Annotated in this window: 18 protein-coding genes and 1 pseudogene; 12 read left to right on the plus strand and 7 right to left on the minus strand. The window is 55.4% G+C overall.

The features are described from left to right. Positions 1-159: 159 nt before the first annotated feature. Positions 160-1,776 carry a C69 family dipeptidase gene (locus ACSYSS_RS00950; RefSeq protein WP_491703668.1) on the plus strand — a complete coding sequence of 539 codons (1,617 nt, stop codon included), beginning with the start codon at positions 160-162 and terminating at the stop codon, positions 1,774-1,776. Positions 1,777-1,983: 207 nt separating this feature from the next. Here ACSYSS_RS00950 and ACSYSS_RS00955 read toward each other — a convergent pair whose 3' ends face one another. Both ACSYSS_RS00955 and ACSYSS_RS00960 read right to left on the minus strand, forming a co-directional pair. Next, on the minus strand, positions 1,984-2,181 hold the full coding sequence (locus tag ACSYSS_RS00955) for a hypothetical protein (protein ID WP_491703669.1): 198 nt from the start codon (positions 2,179-2,181) through the stop codon (positions 1,984-1,986). 65 nt (positions 2,182-2,246) lie between these two features. Next, on the minus strand, positions 2,247-2,816 hold the full coding sequence (locus tag ACSYSS_RS00960) for a hypothetical protein (protein ID WP_491703670.1): 570 nt from the start codon (positions 2,814-2,816) through the stop codon (positions 2,247-2,249). Between the two features lie 263 nt (positions 2,817-3,079). Here ACSYSS_RS00960 and ACSYSS_RS00965 point away from each other — a divergent pair, with 263 nt between their 5' ends. The 4 genes and pseudogenes from ACSYSS_RS00965 (at position 3,080) to ACSYSS_RS00980 (ending at position 7,383) form a co-directional block, all read left to right on the plus strand. Continuing rightward, positions 3,080-4,693, plus strand: coding sequence for a formate--tetrahydrofolate ligase (locus ACSYSS_RS00965; protein WP_491703671.1), 1,614 nt, complete (start codon positions 3,080-3,082; stop codon positions 4,691-4,693). Between the two features lie 243 nt (positions 4,694-4,936). Continuing rightward, a pseudogene (locus tag ACSYSS_RS00970) lies at positions 4,937-5,354 on the plus strand (GtrA family protein); the annotation flags it as partial. Positions 5,355-5,611: 257 nt separating this feature from the next. Next, the gene (locus tag ACSYSS_RS00975; protein ID WP_491703672.1) at positions 5,612-6,352 is read left to right on the plus strand and encodes a histidine phosphatase family protein; all 741 of its coding nucleotides are present in this window, start codon (positions 5,612-5,614) and stop codon (positions 6,350-6,352) included. A gap of 95 nt (positions 6,353-6,447) precedes the next feature. Next, complete coding sequence (locus ACSYSS_RS00980) at positions 6,448-7,383, plus strand: hypothetical protein (RefSeq protein WP_491703673.1); 936 nt, start codon at positions 6,448-6,450, stop codon at positions 7,381-7,383. Between the two features lie 448 nt (positions 7,384-7,831). On the opposite strand, the gene ACSYSS_RS00985 is transcribed toward ACSYSS_RS00980, so the two are convergent. The 4 genes from ACSYSS_RS00985 to ACSYSS_RS01000 all read right to left on the minus strand — a co-directional run bounded on the left by ACSYSS_RS00985 (position 7,832) and on the right by ACSYSS_RS01000 (position 12,539). Then, the gene (locus ACSYSS_RS00985) at positions 7,832-9,007 is read right to left on the minus strand and encodes a DUF805 domain-containing protein (RefSeq protein ID WP_491703674.1); all 1,176 of its coding nucleotides are present in this window, start codon (positions 9,005-9,007) and stop codon (positions 7,832-7,834) included. Between the two features lie 252 nt (positions 9,008-9,259). Then, positions 9,260-9,796: a DUF805 domain-containing protein gene (locus ACSYSS_RS00990; protein ID WP_491703675.1), complete on the minus strand. Its 537-nt coding sequence runs from the start codon at positions 9,794-9,796 to the stop codon at positions 9,260-9,262. A 250-nt stretch (positions 9,797-10,046) separates the two neighbouring features. Continuing rightward, entirely contained in the window at positions 10,047-10,853 is an 807-nt protein-coding gene (locus tag ACSYSS_RS00995; RefSeq protein WP_491704309.1) for an ABC transporter permease, read from the minus strand. A 573-nt stretch (positions 10,854-11,426) separates the two neighbouring features. After that, positions 11,427-12,539 (minus strand): ABC transporter substrate-binding protein, encoded by a 1,113-nt coding sequence (locus ACSYSS_RS01000; protein ID WP_491703676.1) that lies wholly within the window; start codon positions 12,537-12,539, stop codon positions 11,427-11,429. Positions 12,540-13,031: 492 nt separating this feature from the next. Between ACSYSS_RS01000 and ACSYSS_RS01005 the strand changes: the two genes are divergently transcribed. Together ACSYSS_RS01005 and ACSYSS_RS01010 are read left to right on the plus strand one after the other, a co-directional pair. After that, positions 13,032-13,898, plus strand: a complete 867-nt coding sequence (locus ACSYSS_RS01005) for a hypothetical protein (protein WP_491703677.1) — start codon at positions 13,032-13,034, stop codon at positions 13,896-13,898. A 27-nt stretch (positions 13,899-13,925) separates the two neighbouring features. Continuing rightward, on the plus strand, positions 13,926-14,984 hold the full coding sequence (locus ACSYSS_RS01010; protein WP_491703678.1) for a right-handed parallel beta-helix repeat-containing protein: 1,059 nt from the start codon (positions 13,926-13,928) through the stop codon (positions 14,982-14,984). A gap of 93 nt (positions 14,985-15,077) precedes the next feature. On the opposite strand, the gene ACSYSS_RS01015 is transcribed toward ACSYSS_RS01010, so the two are convergent. After that, a complete protein-coding gene (locus ACSYSS_RS01015; protein ID WP_491703679.1) occupies positions 15,078-17,321 on the minus strand; it encodes an extracellular solute-binding protein in 2,244 nt (747 codons plus the stop codon). 167 nt (positions 17,322-17,488) lie between these two features. Between ACSYSS_RS01015 and ACSYSS_RS01020 the strand changes: the two genes are divergently transcribed. From ACSYSS_RS01020 to ACSYSS_RS01040, 5 genes are all read left to right on the plus strand, one after another. Then, on the plus strand, positions 17,489-19,501 hold the full coding sequence (locus ACSYSS_RS01020; RefSeq protein WP_491703680.1) for a glycosyl hydrolase 115 family protein: 2,013 nt from the start codon (positions 17,489-17,491) through the stop codon (positions 19,499-19,501). Positions 19,502-19,561: 60 nt separating this feature from the next. Then, positions 19,562-21,109: an MFS transporter gene (locus tag ACSYSS_RS01025; protein WP_491703681.1), complete on the plus strand. Its 1,548-nt coding sequence runs from the start codon at positions 19,562-19,564 to the stop codon at positions 21,107-21,109. A 201-nt stretch (positions 21,110-21,310) separates the two neighbouring features. Further along, entirely contained in the window at positions 21,311-22,243 is a 933-nt protein-coding gene (locus tag ACSYSS_RS01030; protein WP_491703682.1) for a carbohydrate ABC transporter permease, read from the plus strand. Further along, positions 22,233-23,126, plus strand: a complete 894-nt coding sequence (locus tag ACSYSS_RS01035) for a carbohydrate ABC transporter permease (RefSeq protein WP_491703683.1) — start codon at positions 22,233-22,235, stop codon at positions 23,124-23,126. The genes ACSYSS_RS01030 and ACSYSS_RS01035 overlap by 11 nt, the downstream gene beginning before the upstream one ends. Next, positions 23,126-24,448 (plus strand): ABC transporter substrate-binding protein, encoded by a 1,323-nt coding sequence (locus ACSYSS_RS01040; RefSeq protein ID WP_491703684.1) that lies wholly within the window; start codon positions 23,126-23,128, stop codon positions 24,446-24,448. The genes ACSYSS_RS01035 and ACSYSS_RS01040 overlap by 1 nt, the downstream gene beginning before the upstream one ends. Positions 24,449-24,466 lie beyond the last annotated feature (18 nt).

The raw sequence follows: 24,466 nt of genomic DNA on the forward strand, positions 1-24,466 counted from the left end.
GTAGAATCTAATGATTAATCATCATCCACAAAATTCTGTTGTATCCGCCGCCAGCTATATGCAGAACAAATATACTTGGGTCTCACCAAGGCGAATCTGCAGATGACGGCAGCGCGTAATGGCATATTGGAAAAATAGAAGTGCAAAGGAAGTAAGACTATGGGTTGCACCACCCTTTTAGTAGGTAAGGATGCGAGCTACGACGGCTCCACCATCATCGCTCGCAACGAGGATTCGGCGAATGGGGAGTTCAATCCCAAGCGATTTGTTGTTGTTCGCCCCAGCGATCAGCCTCGGCATTATCGCAGCGTTTTGAGCCATGTTGAGTTCGATTTGCCGGATAATCCGTTGCAATACACCTCCATGCCCAACGCAGACACCAAAGATGGCATCTGGGGTGAGGCCGGTGTCAACGAGGCGAACGTGGCCATGAGCGCCACCGAGACCCTGACCACCAATGAGCGTGTGCTCGGCGCCGATCCATTTGTGGAACTCGTGCCTGCCAAAGGCAAGGAAGGTGATTCCGGATATGTGCCTGAGGTGGCTGGCGGCATTGGTGAGGAGGATTTCCTCACCATCGTGCTGCCGTACATCAAAACGGCTCGTGAGGGTGTGGAGCGTTTGGGTGCGCTGCTGGAGCAGTATGGCACGTACGAGATGAATGGTGTGGCGTTTTCTGATGTCAACGAGATCTGGTGGCTTGAGACGGTGGGTGGCCACCACTGGATCGCCAAGAAGGTGCCGGACGAGTCATATGTGACCATGCCCAATCAGCTTGGCATCGATGAGTTTGACCTCACCGATGCGTTCGGCGACAAGCAGGAGCACATGTGCTCGTCTGATTTGAAGGAGTTCATCGAAGCCAACCACCTTGACTTGGCGGTAGAACCCAGTTCGCCGTTCAACCCACGCGATGCCTTTGGTTCGCATTCGGATTCGGACCACGTCTACAATACCCCGCGCGCATGGTACATGCAGCGCTTCCTAAACCCTTATGATGAGGTTTGGGACGGACCAGAGGCGGATCATACGCCGGAATCGAACGACATTCCGTGGGCACGTCAGCCTGAGTGCAAGGTGACCATTGAGGACGTGAAGTACGTGCTCAGTTCGCACTACCAAGGTACGCCGTTTGACCCTTACGGCCACAAGGGCGACGAACATACGCATCACATGTATCGCACCATCGGCATCAACCGTCAGAGTCAGCTGTCCTTGATGCAGATTCGTCCGTATTGCCCGCAGTCGAATCGCGCCATCCAGTGGATTTCCTATGGCTCCAACCCGTTCAATACGTTGATGCCGTTCTACCCGAATGTCGATCGCACCCCGGAATATCTGGAGAGCACCTCCACCCGAGTGACTTCAGAAAACTATTATTGGGTCAACCGGATTATTGCTGCGTTGTGCAACTCCGCATTCGACGAGACCGCGAACGCCGTGGAACGTTACCAGGAGAAGACGGGCAGTATGGCACACCGTATGGTGGCGGCCACAGACGGGCAGGTCGGCCGTCTGGCCGGTGGCCGTGACACCAATGCTGAGAAGCTGGCGCACGCTAAGATCAAGGCTGGAGATTTTGAGGGGGACGTGGAACCCATCACTCCCGACGAGATTATTACCGCCACTCGCAATCCGGAGATTAGAGAAGTGCTCGCCGTCGCCAACGATGCCACCGCTGCCACGCTCAAGTCGGAGACCGATGAGCTGCTCAATGAGGTGCTCTACACCGTGAGCATGCGGATGTCCAATGGATTCAATCGCTCCGATAACTAATTGGCCTCAAAGCGGAGATAATGAGGAACCGGCTACTTCTGCGGTCTCGACTATAAGGCTGCGGAAGTAACCGGCTCCTTTTTATCCAGGTAGCTGATCTTAGCTAGGTAGTTGCTATTCGCGCCAGGCAGTCTACTCCTGTTTATAATTATTCTGTGTATTTGATGAGCTTCAAACAGTTTTGATTGGCCTTGTGCCAGCATTATCTTAGTTCTTAGTATTCAGTGGGATACCATACAGAGATTTATAGTAATCGGCGAGAATGTTGACCCCATGGGTCTCTTTGCGACGTGCCTCAAATTCGCGTTTAGTATCCGCATAGATTTTCTTTTCCATTTCTTCGTAGAACTCGTTTATACGTTGCTGTGTATCATCAGAGTCTTCAGCGTTGTCCAAGGCTTTCAACGTGGCCTCCTCAAGTTTATGTTTTGGATAAAGTTTCAAATATTACAGTAGTGCAGGGTTATGCTTCATATATTAGTTGCTTTCGACTTGTTTTTCCACTTTTCCACAGTGAAGTGAATGCCGATGAGCGGTGTTTCATCGGTTGTTTCGAGACTTAATGACATTTGACTTTTACCGATGAATTCGAGAAATTCATGATGAATTACAGGATAGACGATATCGTCAAGCATCAGATCGCAACGGATATATGTGCAAAGTTGTTCGAGCTCGGAAAACAGAACATGAATTCCAGCTCTTCCCTGAGTTTGAACTATAAGCATGTCTTTCATAGAATCCGGAATCGGGTGGTCGGGAAAGTCGTCGATTTGGGATGTTCCGGTTTGCACAAAGCTGTTGAGTAAGACTTGGTATTCTGCTTCAAATTTTCGCTGGTAAGTTTCCAGCTGCGGTAGAAAAGTGTCATTGAACATTCCGATAACGTCCATGGAGTTGCGCATTAGTTGCGTTTGGTTGGCTTTGCTGGTGTCGTGCACGGACTTGCGATAGGTGACCACAGCCACAATGATGCCGACTATAGTGGTGATTTCGGCGGCACGGCCTGAAAGCCAGGCGACCCACTGCCACCAGCTGTTCATTTTTCACCTCCCTGACTACGTATAGATGTGTAACGATATGAATAGGCTAAGGATGTGTAAGGTTGAATACTAATTTGAACATGGGTATGTGGTCAAATGCTAATGAGCTATCCACATTCTGGGCGTGTCTGGTCATCCTTATCAACAGGGTATCAATCATTGTTTCGCGCGCAGGAACATTTCCAGAGGCGTTGGTTTAAATAAACAAAACAGTATCAATCTAAGGTATGCTGAGTAGAGCATTCATAAAGAAAGGCAATGGCATGGCACTGATCGACGAATTCACCACGCAGTACGGGTTGGTCCAGAAAATTGACGCATTCGGCTATCTTGACAGGCTCAAGGCCGATTCAGCCGAACCGCGCAAGCACGGGAAAGTGGTGCTTGTCACCGCCGATACCCCGCTCAAGGCCTCGCGTGGGGAGGGTAAGACCACCACCACCATTGCGCTGATCGATGCGCTGCGCGCTCGCGGCGTGGATGCCACGGCGGTGCTTCGTCAGCCGAGCATGGGCATCACTGCGGCCGGTTCCAAGGGCGGTGCTTCGGGAGGCGGCAAGGCATCGCTCATGCACCCCGAGCTGATTGACTGGGGCTTGACCGGCGAGATGGGTGCCATCGAAGCCGCGCAGAACCTGCTCGTGTCCTTTGCCGAGAAGGCCGTGGACGATGGGCTGATTGATACAATCCTGGTGCCGCGTGTCTCTGAAGTGCCAAGCCGTTCGCTGCGTCAGATTGCTGTGGACCGCGGCAAGGGCGATGTCCCCGAACGCGTGGTGCTCACCCCGACCTGCGAGCTGATGCAGATTGTGGTGCTTTCGCGCTCGATGGACGAAATCAGCGATCGCGTGGCGGCCATGGTGGCAGGTACGAAGGACGGCAGGCCAGTACGGTTCGGTGAATTCATCGATCTTTGGCGCGTCACAGGCATCCTGGGCGACGCGGTGAAGCCGGCGAAGACAGAGACGATGAATGGCTCTCCGGTCTATGTGCACGGAGGACCTTTCGCCAATGTTTCGCTGGGCATTCCCACCCTTATTTCCGTTGAAATGGCTTGTGCCTTGCACGACGTGGTTGTGGTGGAGGCCGGCTATGGTGCTGATGCCGGCGCCCAGAAGTGGCTTGACATCGCCTGCCGCGAGTTCGGCGCACAGTGGCCTGCCGCCGCAGTAGTGGTCACGCGTGCTTCCACGTGGCGAGATGATCCGGCGCTGCAGTGGCGCTACCCATTCCATGTGAACCGCTTGGAAAAGCTCGGGATTCCTACGTTCCCGTTGGTCAATCTCTGGGATGGCGAGGACGATCAGATCGACTCGCTTAAAGTGACTGCTTCTTCGCTCGGTTTCCGTAAGCCCATTCTCGGAAACCTCTTCCGCGACGGCGGCTTGGCGCTGACCGAGCAGCTCGACGGCTTCGTGGCTGCGTTAGGCGGTGCTAATGCCGGCTCTCATGGAGCTGATGCTGATATTGCAAGTGCCGGCAGTGATGGTGAAGGTGCAAGTGTTGGCAGTACAGCTGCGGCTGGTTCGACAAGCTCGGGCAGCCTACAGTACAGCCATAAGGGCATGGACGTGGTGGAGAACGCCAAGTGGGTCGCTGCTCATGCCTACGGTGTGTCTGCCGAGCGTGTGATGGAAAAGCCTGGATTCGAGGAGTCATTGGAAAGCGCTCGCCAGCTGTGCAGCAAGGCGGGCGCTGACATCGATGATCTCGCCTTCCTTGCGGTGAAGTCGCCTGCCACCATGACCGACAACGATTCCGCGCCCGAGTCCGAACGTACGGTGACGTTGAAGAAGGTGGAGCCTCACTTTGGTGCCGGCGTGCTTCACGTCAACCTTACGACGAGCTTGACCACCCCGATGCCCAAGATTGTGTGAGGTATTCAGCAGGATTGTGCAGTGATGCCGCTCAAGGCGAGGTTCTGTGCAGGAACGGTTGTTCAGAGGGGGCTGTTTGATGGCTCTACTGTGTCGTTGAAAATCAAAAATGGCGATTTTTCAACGCATTTTGCAAAACGGATACGTCCATTATCTGTAAAAGTCCCCTCTGAACGGTTTTGATGTTTTGGGATGCCTAGTCGTGAGGCTTCCTGACAATGGCAGGGAGTTAAATGGTGGATTATGAAGAAATTGTTTGAACAGATTGTGAAATTCGGCTTTGTGGGTGTCATCGCCTTCGTCATTGATGAGGGGGTGATGAACCTTCTGCTGCTGGTGCATCTGCACAACGTGGTGGCAAGCACCATTTCGTTCTTGGTCTCGCTGGTATTCAACTATTGGGCAAGCATGAAATACGTCTTTGTGCATCGCAACGACATGGCGCGCTGGATGGAGGCGCTTATTTTCCTCGTCTCGTCGGTCATCGGTTTGGGAATCAACGAGCTCATCATTTGGGCCAGCACCTTGGGCATGGGTCCCGGCGCGATGATATCGCAGCATGGCATGTACACCCTGCGCACCAACATCGGCAAGCTCATCGCCACGGTGGTGGTGGCTGTCTGGAACTTCATCATCCGCAAGTGGCTGCTCGATGCCACGAGCAGCGCGAATGCAGGCGTCGCTGGTGTTGGCGCTGCTTCCGCGAAAACAGGTATGGCAGCGGCGAAGCGGACAACGGATTCTGCTGGTTTTGCACAAGGCGCCGCCCATGTTTCCGATGATGGGGCTTCGGGCGTTCCTCAGGCAACTGACGGCACTGCCGAGCCCGTCAGTAGTGCCGGGGAAAACGCGTTCTCGCACAAACTCGGCATTTGGTCGATTGAGCATACGCCCAAGGGTTGGAAGTGAGAGCATGCAATGACGGATACACCTTTTACTGATAATCCATCGTCGGGCTCAGACTTGCAGGCTCCGCGCGTATCCAGAGGGGATGGCCAGCTTCAAACCACGACATTGCATTTTGTCAGGCACGGGAAAGTGGAGAATCCTGAGCATCTGCTATATGAGCGGCTGCCAGGGTTCCATCTTTCCGCACTTGGGCAGCGCATGGTTGAGGCAACGGCTCGGTATATCGTAGCCGATAGGCAAATGAGCCAGGCTGTGGCCGTGTATTCTTCGCCGCTTGAGCGCACGCGTGAAACCGCTGAGGCCATTCTTTCGCAGTTGAATGGCAGACGAGTTGAGCTGGGTGAGCCTCTTCTTACAATCAAGACCGACGATCGGCTCATCGAGGCCGGCAACGACTTTCGGGGCACACGTATAGGCCACGGCGCTGGTGCGTTATGGAGGCCTCGTAATTTGAAACTTGTGTGTAATCTTTGGCGCCCAAGCTGGGGAGAGAGCTATCAGAGCATTGCTGACAGAGTTTCGGATTTCGCCCAGCAAACGGTGCAACATCATCCAGGTGAACAGGTCATTGTCGTGAGTCATGAATCGCCTATATGGAGTTACAGGCATTTGTTGGAGACCGGTCGGCCGGAGCACAATATGCTGTTGCGTCATACGGCGCTCGCCTCCATAACCTCGATCACATACAACAGCAAAACCGGCAAGGTCGTCAGCGTTGTTTATACAGATCCGGCTAAGGATGTGAGGTAGCTCGCTTTACAGTCGCTCGTGCCGAACGTGCTGAAGGGTTGAGATAGAATAGACGCAGAATCAAAGTTGAGGCCGTGATTGGCGAGGGAGCGGTTATGTCGTTTCAGATTGAAACTGGTATGTTGGGGCAGGTTGCAATGCTGCCGGAAGTGCGCAATGCAGCGAAGGTGGGGGCAAAGCTGATTGGCCTTTGGCCATTGCAGGAAGCCATTCGCATGGCAAATGACGTGCAATATGCTGAGACGCTTCAGGTGCGGGTTACACGTGCCGTGGCGCAACTGATATTAGGTACTGAGGTTCCTATGGCCGATGCCGAATTTGTGTACGATGGCGCCCAGAGCATTCCGGGCAGGCCTGATGCCGAAGTCGCTGTGCTTGTGGATGTCACCGAGGCTTATGAGCAAATGGCAGACTATTTCGAAAGTGGCGATACAACGCAGATCATGGCCGGTGCCGGGGACATGAAAGTGAGCTGGAGTGGGCAAGCCGTTACGCAAATCTCCAACGCGCTTCAGACTGTTGAGACGCTGATCGGCACAGGCACCCACGAGGGAAACCAAGGGGCGCAGAGTGCGGACGTGGAGTCCGTGTCTCAGCGATTTTCTCTGGTCTGTGTAGCCTATGCCGAATTGCTTGGAATCCTCAGTGAGGATTCAGCCGCTCAGGACGCTGATGCGACTCAGGTGTTGGCTCGTCGAAGCGCTCCTTTGCCGCTGTACGCCAATGAGCTGTGTGAAAGGCTCTCATTGCCACGTCTGGCATTGCAGCCTGATGATTTACTGAGACTGGTGAATGTGTATGTCGGTGACGGGGCAGTGCAGAATGATGTAGAAATAGTGCAGCACGTGACGTCTATTTTGGCTCCCTTGGCTGCCAAGGAGTGGCAACATCACTATGATGAAGTGGTTTACGATGCCGAAGCAGCAAAGAAAGCCGCTGAGGAGAAGGAAGAAAAAGAGAAGAAAGCCAAGCTTGCCGCCAAGTTTGCGGATATTCCGGAAGACCCGAATAAAGAGCCGGTTGATTTGTAACGGTATCAGGGTCTTTTGACGCAAAGAATTCGATTCGCAGAAGCGGACGGCATGCTCAAGTTCGGTCTATAAATAAAGGCTTCTTAAGCGTTCGGCTTGCCGAAGGCACGTGTATGCATGCTTGTGTATGCTGTGCAACAAGACAATATGATGTTTCCTGTCCTTCAGTTTGCACTGAGGGAGGCAAAGAGCGAGCTCAAGAGGTTGAAGAGCACAGTGCCAAACCGAAAACCTAATTGTAAAAAGAACTAGTCTGGTTCGTAGATATGGTTTCTAGCAATAATCTAGTTTTGCACATGCGTGCCCGACTCTTATGTGTCATCGTATAAGACTCCCCATAGCACAATATGTTGCTATGGGGAGCCCACTGATTGAGTCTGTATTGCCATCAAAGCCTCATTGTCCCAGGCCTGATGGTTTCAGATGGTCACTTCTATTTTCAGTTGAATCACTGTTCTAAGCCACCGCTGTGGTTTTCATGAGCCTGCTTGAATTCGTTTCCTTGATCTCCGGATTGTGGATTGTCCGTAGATGGTGTTGTCGTCTGATGAGTCTGTTGGGCATCTTGCTCTTGTTCCGGGTAGTAGTAAGGAGATCCTTCCTGGGATTCGGGAGCATTGTTTTGAGTGGATGTCGGGAATTGCGATGATGTCTGTCCAGATTCGAAGGGATATCCGGCCGTGGAACGCTGGTCAGTTTGCAATGGCTGTTGCATTGGCTGGTAAGGCTGTGGCTGAGGTTGTGCTTGTTCCGATGGCTGATACGTTGCCTGTGGCTGAACCTGCTGGTTCATCGGTTGTTCGGCAGCGTAAGACTGCTGTGGATTGCCGGGATTCTGCTGGAACGGTTGCTGCCAGGCACCGGCGGGCTGCTGTTGCTGGCCTTGCGGATATGTGGGTTGTTGCGGCTGCCCCATCTGTTGTGTCGGTGGCATTCCTTGGCTTGTCGGATACTGCTGCCCCATAGGCTGCTGCGACCCGTAGTTCGGTTGGCTTTGCATCCCTGCAGTATAACCATACATGGCATTAGGGAGGGAAGTTACAGGAGCGTCGAATCGGGCTCCCTCAGGCTTTGAGTGGGCCACCATGAGCAGAATATAAATGATGAATCCTGCGACATAGGCAATCAATCCGATGACGAGAATCATCACACTCCCGACGCCGGGTGTGCCGAAGTTGGTGTCGGGGTGGAGAACCATCGTGATTGCGGCGGTGCCTATGCCTGCCACCATCAAGATGATTCCACCGAATATCGGACCGTATGCCGCAAACCACCAGCCACCGGATTTGCCTGAATCATGTAGTCGACGCACGCTCAGGGAGATGTTGGGCACAAGAACGGCAAGTTGCCACACTCCGTAAAGCACTGAGATCAAACTCCTTAACCCTCCTCCTACTACGCCTTCAAGGAAGGTAGCCACAAAAGCCACCAAAGCGAGGAACAGCTGGGCATACCAGAATTCGCTGCGGGAAGCCCGGCCCTTGAACACAATGTACTTGAGGAAGAAGCGTTTGATGGACTCTATAAATGAGCAACCGTAGTGCGGAAGCTCCAGGGAAATCTGCGGAATGAATGCTGGGTTCGGCGCCGGTGCGCCATTCATATTCATATTAGGGTCGTTCATGCTGCCTTTCGGTCGAATGCGGTAACTACGCGTGCGCCGCCAACCTGCCATGTGGCGTAGGTATATTTGTTATATTCGTAATGCCTAAACACTTTCATTATACTGCTTGTATTCCCTGATGTATGTGCCACCGTTCAATGTGAATAAACGGTTGCCCGCATTGCACATGCCATATATTGAAATTCTTCAGTGCTCGCGGGTGCAGAAATGCTTGTATCATTGGCGTCTCGCCGAGCATCTACTTGTTGCGGCTCAATGTTTCGTTGGGTGTGTTTTGCCAATCATCAGTAGGATTTCGCATACAACGCCGACGCTGGTGAATATGAGATATGCGTAGCCACCCAAGATGACGAACGCCACCGCCCCTAGGGTGTTGCCGTTTGTGCCCTCAGTATCCGGAGCCTCCAGGGAGATTTTGGCACAGATCAGGGCAACGATGATGACAACGATGCTCGCTGCGTAGAAACCGTAGGGGAGGGCCAGCATTCGCTTGGAATATCCTGCGTCAAGCAGACGGCGCACGCTGACTGAAAGTGTCGGCACAAGATTGAGAAGCGCCCACAGAGCAAGTACCGTAACTGTGATCAGGTTGCATCGTTCGGTGCTGGTGTAATCTTCGATACGGTCGAAATGCTTATAGAACATTGATCCAATGATGTAGATCGCACCTGCCACACCTAAGGTGAACAGCCTTGGCCACCAGAATTCACCGCGCGTGGATCGCCCATGGAATTGTCGATTCCATGTAGAACCGTTTGATCGCTTCCAGACCGGTGATATGCATCCCATGCGTTTTGCGCATTTGGAGTTGAGCGGGTTCGACTGACTCGACCGACTTTGGCGTTCGTACCATGATGCCGCTCCTGCCTTTGAACCCCGAATGCTAACGAATATAATATTGCCTCAATCGTGATGGTGTACCATTTCCACCAATATGTGCACGCTACCTTCACGTTCCGCCCTGAGGCAATGCTTCGCGGGAATATATGCTTGTCTTCTTATCAAAGAGCAGGCGGTTGCTGACTAAGGCGTGGTGCGTCTATTCTTCACTCTCGTCCAAGGTCTTTGCGCTGTCGTCACTGGCAGGCCCAAGCATGACTCTTTCCATTAGCCCCACTAGCGCGAGCAATATTGCGGTCAGCATCACCGCCACAAGGGTGGCGGAAAAGATCATGGGTGTCTGGAACGAGTTGAACGCTCCCTGCAGCCAGACCCCCAAGCCATTGGTGGCGCCGAGGTATTCGGCCGTCACCGCGGTGCCGAACACATAGGCCGCACTGATGCGAATGCCGCTGAAAATCTGACGTGCGGCCACCCGAAGTTTGACGTGGAACAGCGTCCAAGTGCGCCCGGCCCCGCAGGTCAGCGCCACCGCCTCGTAGAAGTCAGGCACTGCCGTGAGCCCGCGCGAGGTTTCCACAGCAATGGAAAACACGCTGAACACTGCAACCAGAACAATCTTACCGGCGACGTTGAAACCAAACCAGATCATGAACAGCGGGGCGATGGTGATGATGGGGATGGTCTGGGCAGCAACGAGTAGCGGGTATATGGCGCGGTGCATCGCCTTTGAAACGTAGAGTCCCATGCCGAGCGCTACACCGACCGCTATGGAGATGAGGAAGCCGCTTACCGCTTCAAACGTAGTGATGGCGGCTGCATTCGCCAGGTCCGCCCAGGTCTGGCCGATGGAGACGGCAATGTCGGAGGGGGATGCGAGCGACTGCTCAGGCACCCATTTGGCGCTCACTGCCACCTGCCAGAGCACCAGTACGGCGCCGATGGTGATGGCTGGCGGCAGCGCCTTGCTCCACCAGTGTTCGCGTTGCTTGCGATTGAGATGCATATTGATTTCTTTCGTCCTCGTTGAAGGTTTGCCCCGATATTTGATGATTTCCATGTCCGTTATCACGCTGTTTTCATTCCGTGAGCATTCGATGAGTGCTGTTCAGAGGAAACTGCAGCGTTTTTGGGAGCTCAATCGTTGGATTTTCGCTGTTCTGCATTCTTGGCCTCATCGATCTCGATAGGTGAAGTGCTCGCGGAATGAAATTCGCCGCCCATTTCGACTATTTTGAGCTTCGCATCAACTGATTTGCCTGAATTCTGATCAATCATTTCGTTCAGAGGGGACTTTTCCGCGGATCTTTAGTGAGACAAAAAACATAAATGTTGGAATTCCGCCATTTGGGATTGCCGAGATCCCAGATTCGCCTCAAAAGTCCCCTCTGAATGAAAACGAGCGGCAAAATGAGTGGATTTCTGCTCATTTCTTGTCAATTCTGCTCATTTCTTGTCGATTGGGCTCATTTCGTATGGATTCTGGCCCACTCCGCAAGATTTTGTCGCTTTCTTTAGGATTGCAGCTTTTCATGATTTTTGCCCAAAATATGCAAACTGCACAAGGTCGAGTCCTCACCTACTGCTTGCTGAGGAACTCGTTGGTGCTCAGTTCACTGGCCTGCGGGGCGCGGGCGAGCTTCTTGTGCGCCTTGTCTGTGTAGGTGCCGGCCGCCTGCTGGAAGTCGAGGTACTTTTGGCCTTCTGCGGTGTTCACAGTGCCGGGCATGTGCTTGGACCCGCTTTCCGATGTGGTCCAGAAGTTGTTCTTGATGATGGTCTTCATCGAGGCCTTGGTGAGCTTCGGGTCGAGGTGCGAGGTGTGGGTCTCTTCGACGAGTATGTCGGAGGCCTTGTCTGGATTGGCCAGCGCGTAGTCATATCCCTTCTGCGCGGCCTGTACGAACTTGCGCACGTTTGTGGCGTTGGTTTTGTTCTTGAGCCATGAGTTCTTCACGGCGAATCCGAGCTGATCGGGATTGCCGGGCACACCCCACTGGTCGGCGGCGAAGCAGTTCAAGGCAGGCCCGTTGAGTTTGCTCTCCACCTCCTCCCAATTGGCGTAGAAGCCTGCGAAATCGCCCTTGCCACTGGTCAGTGTGCGGAAGGTGTTGGTGCCTGCAGTGGCGGTCTTGAACTCACCATTGCCGCCGGCGTACTTGATCATTTGGCGCACGGAAGCGCTTTGCTCGGCAGATCCGAAGGTGACGAATGTCTTGTCTTGGAAGTCTTTCGGGGTCTTGATATCCTTGCGGCTGGCCAGCGAGCACCAGCGTGCGATTGGCTTCTGCGTCAGGTCGAAGACCAGCTTGAGGTCCGCTCCCTGAGCGTCGGCGTTGGCGAGGTCGGTGAGCTTGGAGAAACCGATGTTGGCCACGCCTGAGTTCACACTGGTTTCGGCGCCGGCCTGCGCGGTCGGCAGGATTTTCACATTGATGCCGGCGTTTTTGAAGTAGCCGAGTTTTTGGGCTACATAGATGCCGATGTGGTTCGTGTTCGGTGTCCAGTCGAGCATGAAGGTGAGGGTGGGGGAGCCGTTTGCGCTATTGTTGCCGGTGCTGTTACTGCCGGACCCGCCGCATGCGCTTAGGGAGAGCCCCAACGCCGTTGCCACGCCTGCCGCCACCAGCGTCTTGACTCGTTGCCTGCCCTTTGGAAGGGCTGCTCGGATGGCTGTGCTGAATCTATTCATGGTTCACCTTGGCTTTCTTTCATGGCCTGGCTGCGTCAGCGGAAAGGTGAGGAGTCCGTACGGCCGCTAGGCCCAATGTAATGGGATGATGCGCGGTTGCTGCCACCGACCGCGCGAACGCATTCCAAAGTATAGTGTGCGGTGCGCATAAGAAGATGGATGGGTGAGCGAGTTATGCACCCTGACTGTAGCCGATTTTGACTGGCGGAATGCACATGCCTGATTATGGAGGATGACATGTGGAGGGCGATGTTTCTCAGCCAGCGAAGGGACGGCAACTTATGGCAACCGGCGTCGTTGGAGCCTTATTCGGACCAAGATTAGACTTGGCGTCATATTTGGCGAATGGTGCCGTATGGAGGCCCTGCGAGACTGCCGTCTGGAATATGGGTGTTTAGCATGGGCAGCGGTGGATCGAGGCCTGTTTATCGATGATGAGGTGAAATGATGAGGAATATTCAGCAATATGCCAGATCGATAGGAGTGGTTTGCTTGGCAGTGGCGGTGTCGGCATCGTTGGGTTGCGCGTTGCCGGCCTACGCCGATGACGATGTTCCGGCTGTTCAATCGGCCGCCGGTTTCTCGGATAAATCGGCATTGCGTGACCATGGGCGTGCGGTCGTTGCGCAAGGATGCATGCATGTCGATGACAGTTCCGTGCACACCGGGAAGGGAACCACCTATTATGTCAGCTCCGCTGATGGAGACGATTCCAACAATGGTACGAGTGCAAGCACGCCGTGGCGGTCGTTCCATAATGTTAATGGCCGGGTCTTCAAAAGCGGCGACCGCATTTTGCTCAAGGCCGGAAGCGTGTGGAACGCACAGGGGTCGAGCATTGCCAAGGAAGCGTATCAATACACCGATTGGAGCGGCAGCACGGCAATCGACAGGACGGCTCCCGGAGGTGCCGACTCCTCGGCGTTGCTCAGTCCTAAAGGCTCCGGTGTGAGATCGGCCCCCATAGCCATCTCAAGCTATGGCAACGGGAATGCGCCGAAGCTCAATGGGCGTGGCGTGGTCAACGATGTGATCAAACTGAGGAACCAACAGCATTGGGAAATCTCAAATCTCGAGATCACCAATGAAAAGTCCGGTTTCGACGCCACCCATTTCACAGCGCAATCAGGCAATGGGCAGACGCCAGGCACGCAGAACCCTGATACCAGCGATTTGAGAGGTGTGCATATCGAGGCGGAGAACGCCGGAACCTTGAGTGGTTTCAACATCCATAACCTGTTCATTCACGACATCGCAGGAGTGACATGGTCGGTGAGCAAAGCCGGCGTCGACCGGTCGAAACGAACTGGCGGCGTTGTGTTTGAAGGGCTTAAGGGCGACGGCAGAACGGTTTCGTAGTTCTCCTACGCGCACGTGCTCAATAATGTGATAGCCAACACCTCATTTGCGAACATCACGTTCAAGCAGTTCTCGGGGATGGGCACCGCTCGCTACCAGGACAAGGCCCCGGGTTGGGGAGACCGTGCCGTGGCCAAGGCCGACACGAAGGGCAATGTCAGTGAGGATCCCGACTGGCGGCCACATGACCATGTTTCCGTCGAGGGCAACTATTTGACTAACCGAAACACGCAATATGGCTGGGATGCCATGTATCTGACCAGCGTGCGTGGTGCTGAGGTCGATGACAACCTCATCGATGGTGCCGGCGTGTGCGGCATCGAGATGTATTGGTCCGACAACATCGATGTGGAGAACAACGACATTGGAGAACTCGCCAAGCGGGTCGGGGCCACGGACTCCAACGGCATCGACCCCGACAGGGGCACATCGAACATCCTGGTCCAGAAGAATTTCGTCCATGACTCCGGTGAAGGCATTCTGCTGTGCGGCTTCATGTTCAGCACTGCGATCATTCGATACAACATTATCGAGAACATCGATCGCAACTATGTCAATCCCCACGGCAACTCCGGCCTGCAGGTCGTCTACAACAACCTCATGTACAACACGCAGGCGCCCGGGAGCATGAACTCCGACGGCAAGGTGCATTTCTTCGCGACCTCGGGCGACCCCAGCGGCATCTATCGGGGTTCGAACAGGCACTATCTGGTCAACAACGCTTTCGTGAACACCAATACCAGTGCCGCAGGCGTGCTGTTCCAGGACGGCCACACAGGTGTGACGTTTGACAACAACGCATATTATGGAGCACGAATGACCGTACCGGCGACCGATGCCCATGCCGTCACGGCGGATCCACAACTGATGGGGGACCCGAGCTCCGATATCGGCAATGCGCGGCTGGCTTCCGCGTCCTCCGCGCTCGCTGGGCACGGCGCTGTGGTCGACCTTGCCCAAATTGCCCCGGGGGTTCGCGTGACGGGGAACTCCGATTCCGATTGGCTGTCGGGGCTCACTGACTTCTTCGGCGTTCCTGTGTCTGCCAAGCCCAACATCGGTGCCACTTCGGTTGCCGGTGTCTAAACGGCATTGCCGTATCGAAGCCTCGAAAGCGTGGGGGAGGGGAGCAGTGCCTTCCCCACGCTTTCGCTTCGGGAATGGGTGGTGGCCGATGGCTCAGAAGGTTTGGAAGCCCTGTGATTTGGCATAGTCCATGAGGTCGGTTTGCCAGGATTTCAGCACGTCGGGGGAATGCATTCCCGGACGCAGTTGGGGAATCATGCTCTGTTTGAACAGCGTGCCAAGGTAGGATGCGAAGGGTAGGCAATCCCAGTTGTGATTCACCAGTTGCGAGGACTGTTCGTAGATCGGGTAGATCGGCTGATTGAAGTATGAGTCGACCTCGGTGCTGGCCTTGCTCTTCTCCTCGAAATATTTGGTGGCTGAGTATCCGCCGGCAGTGCGCATGTCCACAGAGCGTGGCGCGCTTTGGAACCAGTGGACGAAGCGGAGTGCGGCATCCCTATGGCTGCTTGGCAGCCCGGAGCTGATGGTGAGCATCGAGCCGCCTATCTCCGCCGTGCGCAGCCTGCCGTCGTTGAATGCGGGCGGCAGCGCCACTTTCCAGAGGTCGCGGTCCTGTGGGTATGACGTGGCGATGATTTTGCCGAACCAATTGGCATAGACGATGGTCACGTATTTTCCGTCATGGGGCAGGGAGTACTTGCCGTCCCAAAGCGGTTCGGCATTGAGTACGCCGTCGTCGATGCAACGTTGGATGAAGGCTGCGGTCTTCGCGATCCTGGGGTCGTCAAGGGTGAATTCGATGATGCTGGTTCCCGTGGTGCTCCACGGTTTGGCGTCTGCCATGCGGAAGAACGAGAGATAATGCTGCACGTCTGTGGTGTCGATGATTCCCATGTATCTGTTGGGGTTCTGGCGGTGAAGCCTGATGCCCTCCTCGTAGAACTGCTGCCACGTGGCGGGCAGGGCCAGGTGATACTTCCTGAGCAGGTCCTGCCTGTAGAACATGACGGTTTGCGATTGGTCGCCCGGAAGTCCGTATAATCTGCCAGCAAAATGGGCCGACTGCCAGACGGAGGGGTTGAATTCCCTGCTCCATCGGTGTTCGGTGGTCTCGTTGCCGATGTCGAGCAGGGCGCCGCTGGCTGCGAATTGAGGCATCTTGTCGTATTCCACGTTGAAAAGATCCGGTGCCGGCTGTCCGGATTGCAGGCGTTCCCAGTACAGGTTCATCGTGCTTTCCTGGGTGTGGCCTTCGATGGGGTCGACCACGATGTCAGGGTTCTCCTTCATGAACGTGTTGATCCTAGGCATCGTTTCGTTGAAGGAGCTTGAAAGCATGGTGAGTACGGTCGGGCGTTTTGTGTTGTCCGCAGGTTTGGCGTACGGGCCGAGTTTCATCAAGCGACGTTTTGCACTGCTGACCGATTTGCGTGAGTTGAAGGACGAGGTGATGGAGATGGTTTTGGTATGCCGTCTGCTTGACCCGATTTGTTCGAGAAGGATGGTGGCGGCCTGCCTGCCGAGCGACTTGGCGTGTGGCTCGATGACGCTCAGGGCGGGGGATGAGAGCATGGCGGCCTCATCGTTGCCGAAGCCGATGACGGATAGGTCGTCGGGCACCCTCATTCCTGCCTTTTTTGCGCCGTTGATGAAGCCTGTGGCCAGTTGGTTGTTGTAGGCAAAGACTGCGTCGGTGGGCTGCGCGAGGAATTGGCTGACGGCCTCCTCCCCTCCTTCATAGTCCGAGGTGAAGCTGTGCAGCACGTGGTAGGTGGTGTCATAGCGGTATGAGGCGGTGCGGATGTTTCTTCGGTACGTTTCGCTGAACCACGAAGTTGACGCGCCGGCAAGGTAGGTCACCGACCGATGGCCTGTGGCGTACAGGTATGCCATGGCTTCGCTGACGGCCGCCTGCAGGTCGCTGACGGTTCCCGAAACGCCTGTGACCGCTGCGTTGACGGTCACGGTCGGCACCTCCATGGCGTAGCGAAGCAAGTCGGGTTCGCTCAATAGCGAGGAGACGACGATGAGTCCGTTTGAGATGTGGATGAGCTGTGAGAGCGCCTGGCGGTCGAACCGACGTGTGATGTCGCTTTGCAGCACGACCAGTGAGAACTGCCTGGCCCCCAAGGTCTTCTGCATCGCCGTCATGAGGGGTTCGTATGTGCGGTTGAGATAGTCGGGGATGACCGCCGTGACTATTTTCGTATGTCGTGGTTGCCAATCCGGTTTGTCCCCGAAGTCCAGGTATCCCAACGACTTGGCCACATTGCGGATGCGCAGCTCCGTGTCCATGGCGAGCCGTCCAGGGTGCGAAAGCGCTCGGGAGACGGTGGAAGGACTCACTTTGGCGGCCTTGGCGACGTCATAGATGGTGACGGGTTTCCTGTTCATGTGCTGCATTCCTTTGGAAGGACTCAGTATACAAGAATACTCGTTGGTGTGGCAACTTTTGGCAACAATATGCGGTTCGATGGCACCTGCTCAATAATGAAGCTACTGCGGGGAATACCGACGAAGTGTTTCCCGGCTGGCTGTATCCATTGATGTTGGGAGGAACAATGGTGATTTCTGTCACGCATTCCACAACAGTGAAGGGCAATCCTTCGCGAGCCGTTCAATATGCCGTTGAGGACATCGAGCGCGATATCGCTGCCGTGACGACCAACGATGGCGGCCAGGGTGCCGACATCGTTCTACGCTCCGAGCAGTGCGAGCCGGAGACATATCGTGTTAATGTGGAGGATGGCCAGCTGATCGTTCGCGCCGGCGATGATTTCGGTTTTATCTTTGGTTTGTATGCCATCAGCCGCAGCATCCTAGGCGTGCAGGATTTCTGGTTCTGGAACGATCAGCGCTTTAGCAAGCGGCCTCGGATCGAGGTGGCCGGTGACCTCAGCCTGCACAGTGGGAAAAGCGCCGTGAAGTACAAAGGGTTCTTCATCAACGACGAAGTGCTTCTGGAGAATTGGCAGGTCGACAACGACCATGAAAAGCCGTGGCGGCTTGCTTTCGAGACCGTCTACCGCCTCGGTGGCAACATGGTGATCCCCGGCTCCGGCCAGCGCGGTGAGCCACACCTCAAGCTGGCGCAGGACATGGGCTTCTACATCAACCAGCACCACGCCACTCCGCTGGGTGCCCGCATGTTCGCCGCTGCGTATCCGGGTGTGCAGCCCAAGTGGCCTGAGGAGAAGGACCGCTTCGAGGCGTTGTGGAGCGAGGCCGTTGAGGCTCAGAAGGGCAAACGGACGGTATGGACCCTGGGCTTCAGAGGCCAGGGCGACAAGCCGTTCTGGGATGCCGATCCTAGGTATGCCACCGATGAGGCGCGCGGCAAGCTGCTCAGTGAGATCATCGAGCAGCAGTACGAGCTGGTGCAGAAAAACGACCCAGGCTCGCAGTGCTGCATCTACCTGTATGGCGAGGCGATGGATCTCTATCGTAAAGGCGTGCTGACCTACCCTAAGGAGGTCGCGAAGATTTGGGCCGACAACGGCTTTGGGCGCATGGTCTCCCGCCGGCAGGACAACTGGAATCCGCGTGTGCCGTCGATGCCCGAGGGCGACGGTGCCAACGGCATCTACTTCCACGCGAGCTTCTACGATTTGCAGGCTGCGAACCACATCACGCACCTGTGCAACGACCCTCGGCTGGTGGCCCATGAACTTGAGGACGTCATCAAGAACGGCGGAGACGACGTATGGATTATCAATGCTTCCAACATCAAGCCTCACGTCTATATGCTCAACATGATTGCCTCCATCTGGCGGGATGGCAGCATCGATTTTGAACAGTGCGCCAAGCGGTACATCGCCACGTACTATGGCGAGGCCGCAACCGACCGGGTCTTCGACCTGTACGAGGACTACTGGAAAGTGGCTGTACCCTATGGTCCAAACTGGGACGACCATGCCGGCGAGCAGTATTTCAACCATGTGCCACGAATGCTGATCACACAGTTCCTCCGGGATCGCGGCAGCGCCTCTGAGGATCTCAAGTGGATGTTCGACGGCAAGGATCTCAAGGAGCAGATCGCCCATTACAGTGGGCAGATTGACGGTGGAGTGGAGCGTTATGAGCGCTTGTCCGACAAGATGAGGCGTTGCGTCTGTGACCTTCGGCTGGAGGGAGAGGACCACGCCGCGCAGTTGGTCCTCGACTCCATCGGTCTTTCCATCAATATCTACAAGCATTGTGTGAAGGCCGCCTCACTGGTGTGCAAGGCCCTCTTCGCTGCCTATGACGAGCACTACCGCCACGCATTCTATTACGCAGGTCTGGCCCGCGAGGAATACACGGCCGGCAATCAGTCCATGCGCGGGCGTGAACATGGCAAATGGGCCGGGTTCTGGGCCAATGATTGCCTTACCGATGTCAAGCAAAGCGCTTGGGTCTGCTCGCAGCTCATGGGCTATCTGCGTTGCGTCGGCGACGGCCCGCACTACTACCAGTGGAAGCGTGACTTCACGTATCCGCAGTGGGAGAAGGATGTCTTCGTGATTATGAACATGGAGAACCACGAGACGGACGACCAGATTTTCGAGGCCATGAAGAGGGCGTGGCAGGACTAAGGCTGCCATGCGCTCATCTATGGCGTTGCAAATGTTTACAAGGAAGAGAAAGGTATTGTAATGAAGCAAGAAAAAGCCGCTTCTGGGGTGCAGTCGTCTCAGGGCCGCAAAGTGAGGCTTATTGACGCCATCGGATATGCATTCGGTGATTTCTATGGTGGCGGTTTCGGCCAAGTGGCCACGTTCCTGACGCTGTTCTGGACAACGTACGCCGGCCTGGAAGTCGCGCAGGCCGGTTCGATTGTAGGCATCGCAACGATTCTCGCCGCGTTCTCCGCGTTGGTGTTCGGCACGCTGTCCGACAGTCTGTACAAGTACAAGATCGGCCGCAAATTCGGTAGGCGCCATCTGCTGATTCTTCTTGGCATCCCGCTGCTGCTGGTCACCTCCATCATGTGGTTCCCTCACATGCCGGTGTGGGTCTACTTCGTGGCCTACGCGCTGTGGATCGTCGTCAACCAGTTGGTGATGACCCCGTACTCGGTGCTGCCCAATGAGATGACGACCGACTTCAACGGACGCACCATGCTCTCCACCACCCGTATGCTCTTCTCCGGTATCTCCACCGTCATCGTGCCGATTGCGGTCGCCGCCGTGCTCAAGGTGCTCGGTGAGAACAAGTCCTCGAGCTATACCATCGCCATGGTCGGCTTCATCATCGTCTTCGCCATCTGCATCTTCATCGCCTACAAGTCAACTTGGGAGCTGACTCCCGAGGAGGCTGGCTTCACCGGTGAGGAGACCGAGCAGAAGGAGCCGTTCAGCTTCAGGAAGTTCTGGAAGGGCTTTGTCGACATCTTCGCAGGCTATTTCTCGACCCTGCGCAATTCCTCGTTCCGCAAGCACATCCTGATCTATTTGCTCGGCCAGACGTTCCTCGACATCTTCGGCCAGGTGTGGCTGTTCTTCGTGTTGTTCGACCTGAAGAAGCCGGTGGCTTTCGGTACGGCGCTTCTTGGCCTGGCTATCATTGGCGAGCCTTTGAAGCCTGTGTTTGGCTGGCTGTTCGCCAAGCTTGGGCCTCGTAAGCTCTATTCGATCAACTTCGCAGGTGCCATCCTCGGCCTGCTTGGCCTGTTCTTCCTTTGGAAGACCGAGCCGACCATGAACTCCGGGTTGTGGACCACGCTGCTGTACGTCGTGATGGTCTGGTGGCTCATCTTCCGTGCACTGGTCTGGTTCATTCCGTGGAACGTGTTCCCCCTGATCCCCGATGTCGACGAGATCATGTCGGGCAAGAACCGTTCAGGCATCTACATCGGCTTCCAGCAGTTCGCCCGTAAGATCACCGCCGGCCTTGCCGCCATGGCCTGGGGCTTCTACCTTGGTGGCCTTGGCTTTGTCAAGGGTGCCAAGACGCAGCCGGCTGCCGCGGTCAACGGCATCGGCACGGTCATCATCTGGTGGATCATCGCAGGTCTTGCCATCGCCTGGATTATCTCGTTGTTCTTCAAGCTCGACAAGAACACCGACAGTATCGTCTTGAAGGAGATCAAGAGGCTGCGCGCCGGTGGCAAGAAGAAGGACGTCGATCCCGAGACCAAGAAGGTGGTCGAAAATCTGACCGGCATCAAATATGAGAAGTGCTGGCCGCAGACCACTGAGTGAGGTTAGGTGAGCAGAGGCTGCTGTCCTGTGATTTCGTGCAGCAGCCATAGATGATTAGTGAGTTTAGGCGATTCCTATGGTTTCGCCTAAACTTGTCATAGCCTGGATCAACAGGGTAGTCATTGGATTGTATTGTGTACATGCAGGGATGAATGTGCATAGTGCCGGCAATGGTGCCGGAGCAGAGAAAGGAAGATGCTGATGAACGCCATCTCCGAGCTGGAGGCCCTATTCCATAAACGCTCAAGGAGCGAGCCGGAATCGAAGGACAACAAGGCCGCCTTTGGATTTCTTGCGCCGTGGCTGATTGGTGCGGTTGTTCTGTCGCTATTGCCGATGATCGCCTCTCTGGTGATTTCGTTCACCAAATACAATATGATCACCAAACCGCAATTCGTCGGCCTGCGAAACTATGAACATATGCTGAAGGATCCTCGCTTTTTCATGGCGCTCAAGGTGACGTTCAGCTATGTGGTGGTTTCGGTTCCTCTGCAGCTGCTTGCCGCGCTTGTTCTGGCGATGGTGCTCAATCGGGGCATGAGAGGCCTCGCCTTCTATCGTTCCGCGCTCTATCTGCCCTCAATGCTTGGGGGATCCGTGGCTGTGGCCGTGCTCTGGAAGATGGTGTTCGGCTCGTCGGGGCTGTTCAATGCGTTGCTGTCGCTGTTCGGCATTGCAAGCTCACAGTCGTGGATCGGCAATCCATCCACGGCGGGATGGACCTTGGTCGTTCTTCATGTCTGGCAGTTCGGCTCGCCCATGATCGTCTTTCTCGCCGGTCTGCGCCAGATTCCACGTGAGCTCTACGAAGCCGCCAGCGTGGATGGAGCCGGGCGATGGATGAAGTTCTGGCATATCACGCTGCCCACGCTCAGCCCGATCATTTTCTTCAACCTGGTCATGAGCGTCATCAATTCGTTCCAGACGTTCACGCAGGCGTACGTGGTCTCCGACGGAACGGGAGGTCCCAGCGATTCCACGTTGTTCTACGCCTTGTATCTTTATCAGCAGGGATTCGCATCACTGAGGATGGGGTATGCTTCGGCCCTTGCCTGGGTGCTCGTTGTGATCGTCGCAGTGCTGACGATATTGAACTTCGCCCTTTCGAAACTGTGGGTGCATTATGATGACTGATGTTCATAGTGGCGCATCGCCGAAGGTTCTTGCCGCCAACAGGCGGTCTGCCGTATTCAAGGGCTGCCTGCACGTGGTGCAGCAGGTCTTGGTGTTCATCCTGGCCGTCGTGATGCTCTACCCCGTACTGTGGATGGTCGCGAGCTCGGTGCGCTCGAATGCGGACATTTTCACCAACATGGGTCTTGTGACGAGGAATTTCAAGTGGAGCAACTATGTGCAGGGATGGAATGCACTGAGTTATCCGTTCAGTAAGTATTTCATCAACTCGTTTATTCTGGTGGTCTTTGCGGTGATTGGCAACACGTTGACCTGCTCGATGGCTGCATATGCGTTTGCACGGTTGCGTTTCAGGTTCCGGGGCCTGCTGTTCGGCTTCATGCTGTTGATGCTGATGATTCCCGTCCAGGTCACGGCGATTCCGCAGTACATCATGTGGAACGCCTTGCATCTGATCAACACGTTCGTTCCGCTCATCGTGCCGAAATTTCTGGCGATGGACGGTTTCTTCACATTCCTGTTCTATCAGTTCATCCGTGGCCTTCCGCGTGAGCTCGATGAGGCGGCGACGCTGGACGGGGCGGGGCATGTGCGGATTTTCTTTGGTATCCTGCTACCGTTGATGAAGCCTGCGGTGGGTACCTGCATTGTCTTCACCTTCATCTGGACCTGGAACGACTTCTTCAGCCAGTTGCTCTACCTGACCAAGCCGGAGATGTACACCGTGCCGATTGCGCTGCGCAACTTCATCGACGCCCAGAGCCAGTCCGACTACGGGCCGATGCTGGCCATGAGCGTGCTGAGCCTGATACCGCTGTTCTTGGTGTTCCTGTTTGGGCAGAGATATCTGGTCTCTGGAATCTCGACCACTGGAGGCAAGTGATGAGATCGATGTTGCGCATGCTGAAACGCTGCATTGGGCTGGTGGTTTCCTGTGTTCTCGTGCTTACTGTTGCCGGATGCGGCTCTTCGGTGGGCCAGAGTGATGCGAAAGTTGCGCTCGCCGACGGCGATGTGACCCTCACCTTGGATTGGTGGGGTGGCGATAGCCGTATCAAGGCGACCCAGCAGGCCGTTCATCTCTTTGAGCGGCGGCATCCGCGCGTTCATGTTGATGTGCAGTACGCTGATTGGACTGGCTATTGGGACAGATTGGCTGTGCAGTCGGCGGGCGGCAATGCACCGGATGTGATGCAGATGGATGAGCTGTATCTGGCATTCTATGGGTCGATGGATTCGTTGTTCGATCTGGGGAAGGTGAAGCGGTATCTAAAGACCGATGACATCGATCCGTCCGTTCTGAAGCTTGGACAGGTGGACGGAAGCCAGTTTGCCGTGCCGATGACCACCACCCAGTATGGTGTCATCGTCAATACGGATGTTCTTAAGCGGCTTGGCTTGGCGTTGCCCGACACCACGCACTGGACGTGGAGTCAGTTCGAGAATTTCGCCCGGCAGGTGGGTCGTAGTTCACATGGCCGCATCACCGGTGCCATTGCGCCAAATAACGGATTCGGCTTGCAGGTGTGGGCGCGACAGCACGGTGAGAATCTATTCACAGGCAACAGGATTACGATTTCCGCAAAGACGCTTGCGTCATTCCTCGCACTTCCCGCCTCATGGGTGAAGAATGGGATTTCCGGCAGTTCGGAGCGTTGGAGCGAAAACACCACGGCTTCTCTCAACGATACCGATTTCGGCAAGGGAAAGCAGGCGATGCAGATTTCCCAGGTGACCCAAATCACGCCGTATGCTCAGGCTGCGGGCAATGCCAATATGACTTTGGTCCCGCTGCCACAGGACAATCGCGAGGCTCGGTCGATGTATCAGAAGGCCGGCATGTATTGGGCCATCTCTTCGCAGTGCCGGCATCCGGCGGAGGCCGCCATGCTCATCGATTTTCTGATCAATGACCCGCAGGCGGGCAGGATTCTGGGCACGGAGCGGGGCATCCCGGCCAATAACGGCATTCGCAGACGGTTGAGTCGCACGGCTCAGGGCACGGATCGAACCTCGCTGAATTTCATTGACCGGATTCGTTCGACGACCGGCAAGGCTCCGGACATCACCCCCAGCGGTGCCTCCGACCTGGACACCACCATCGTGCGGTTTGAGCAAAATGTGGTGTTCGGGAAGAGCACGCCATTGCAGGCTGCGCGAACGATGATTGACCAGCTGCAAGAATCGATTGATTTTTCGTCTTGAGCCACGTCCGAGTTTCGC

The sequence above is a fragment of the Bifidobacterium sp. ESL1118 genome, from assembly GCF_058505595.1.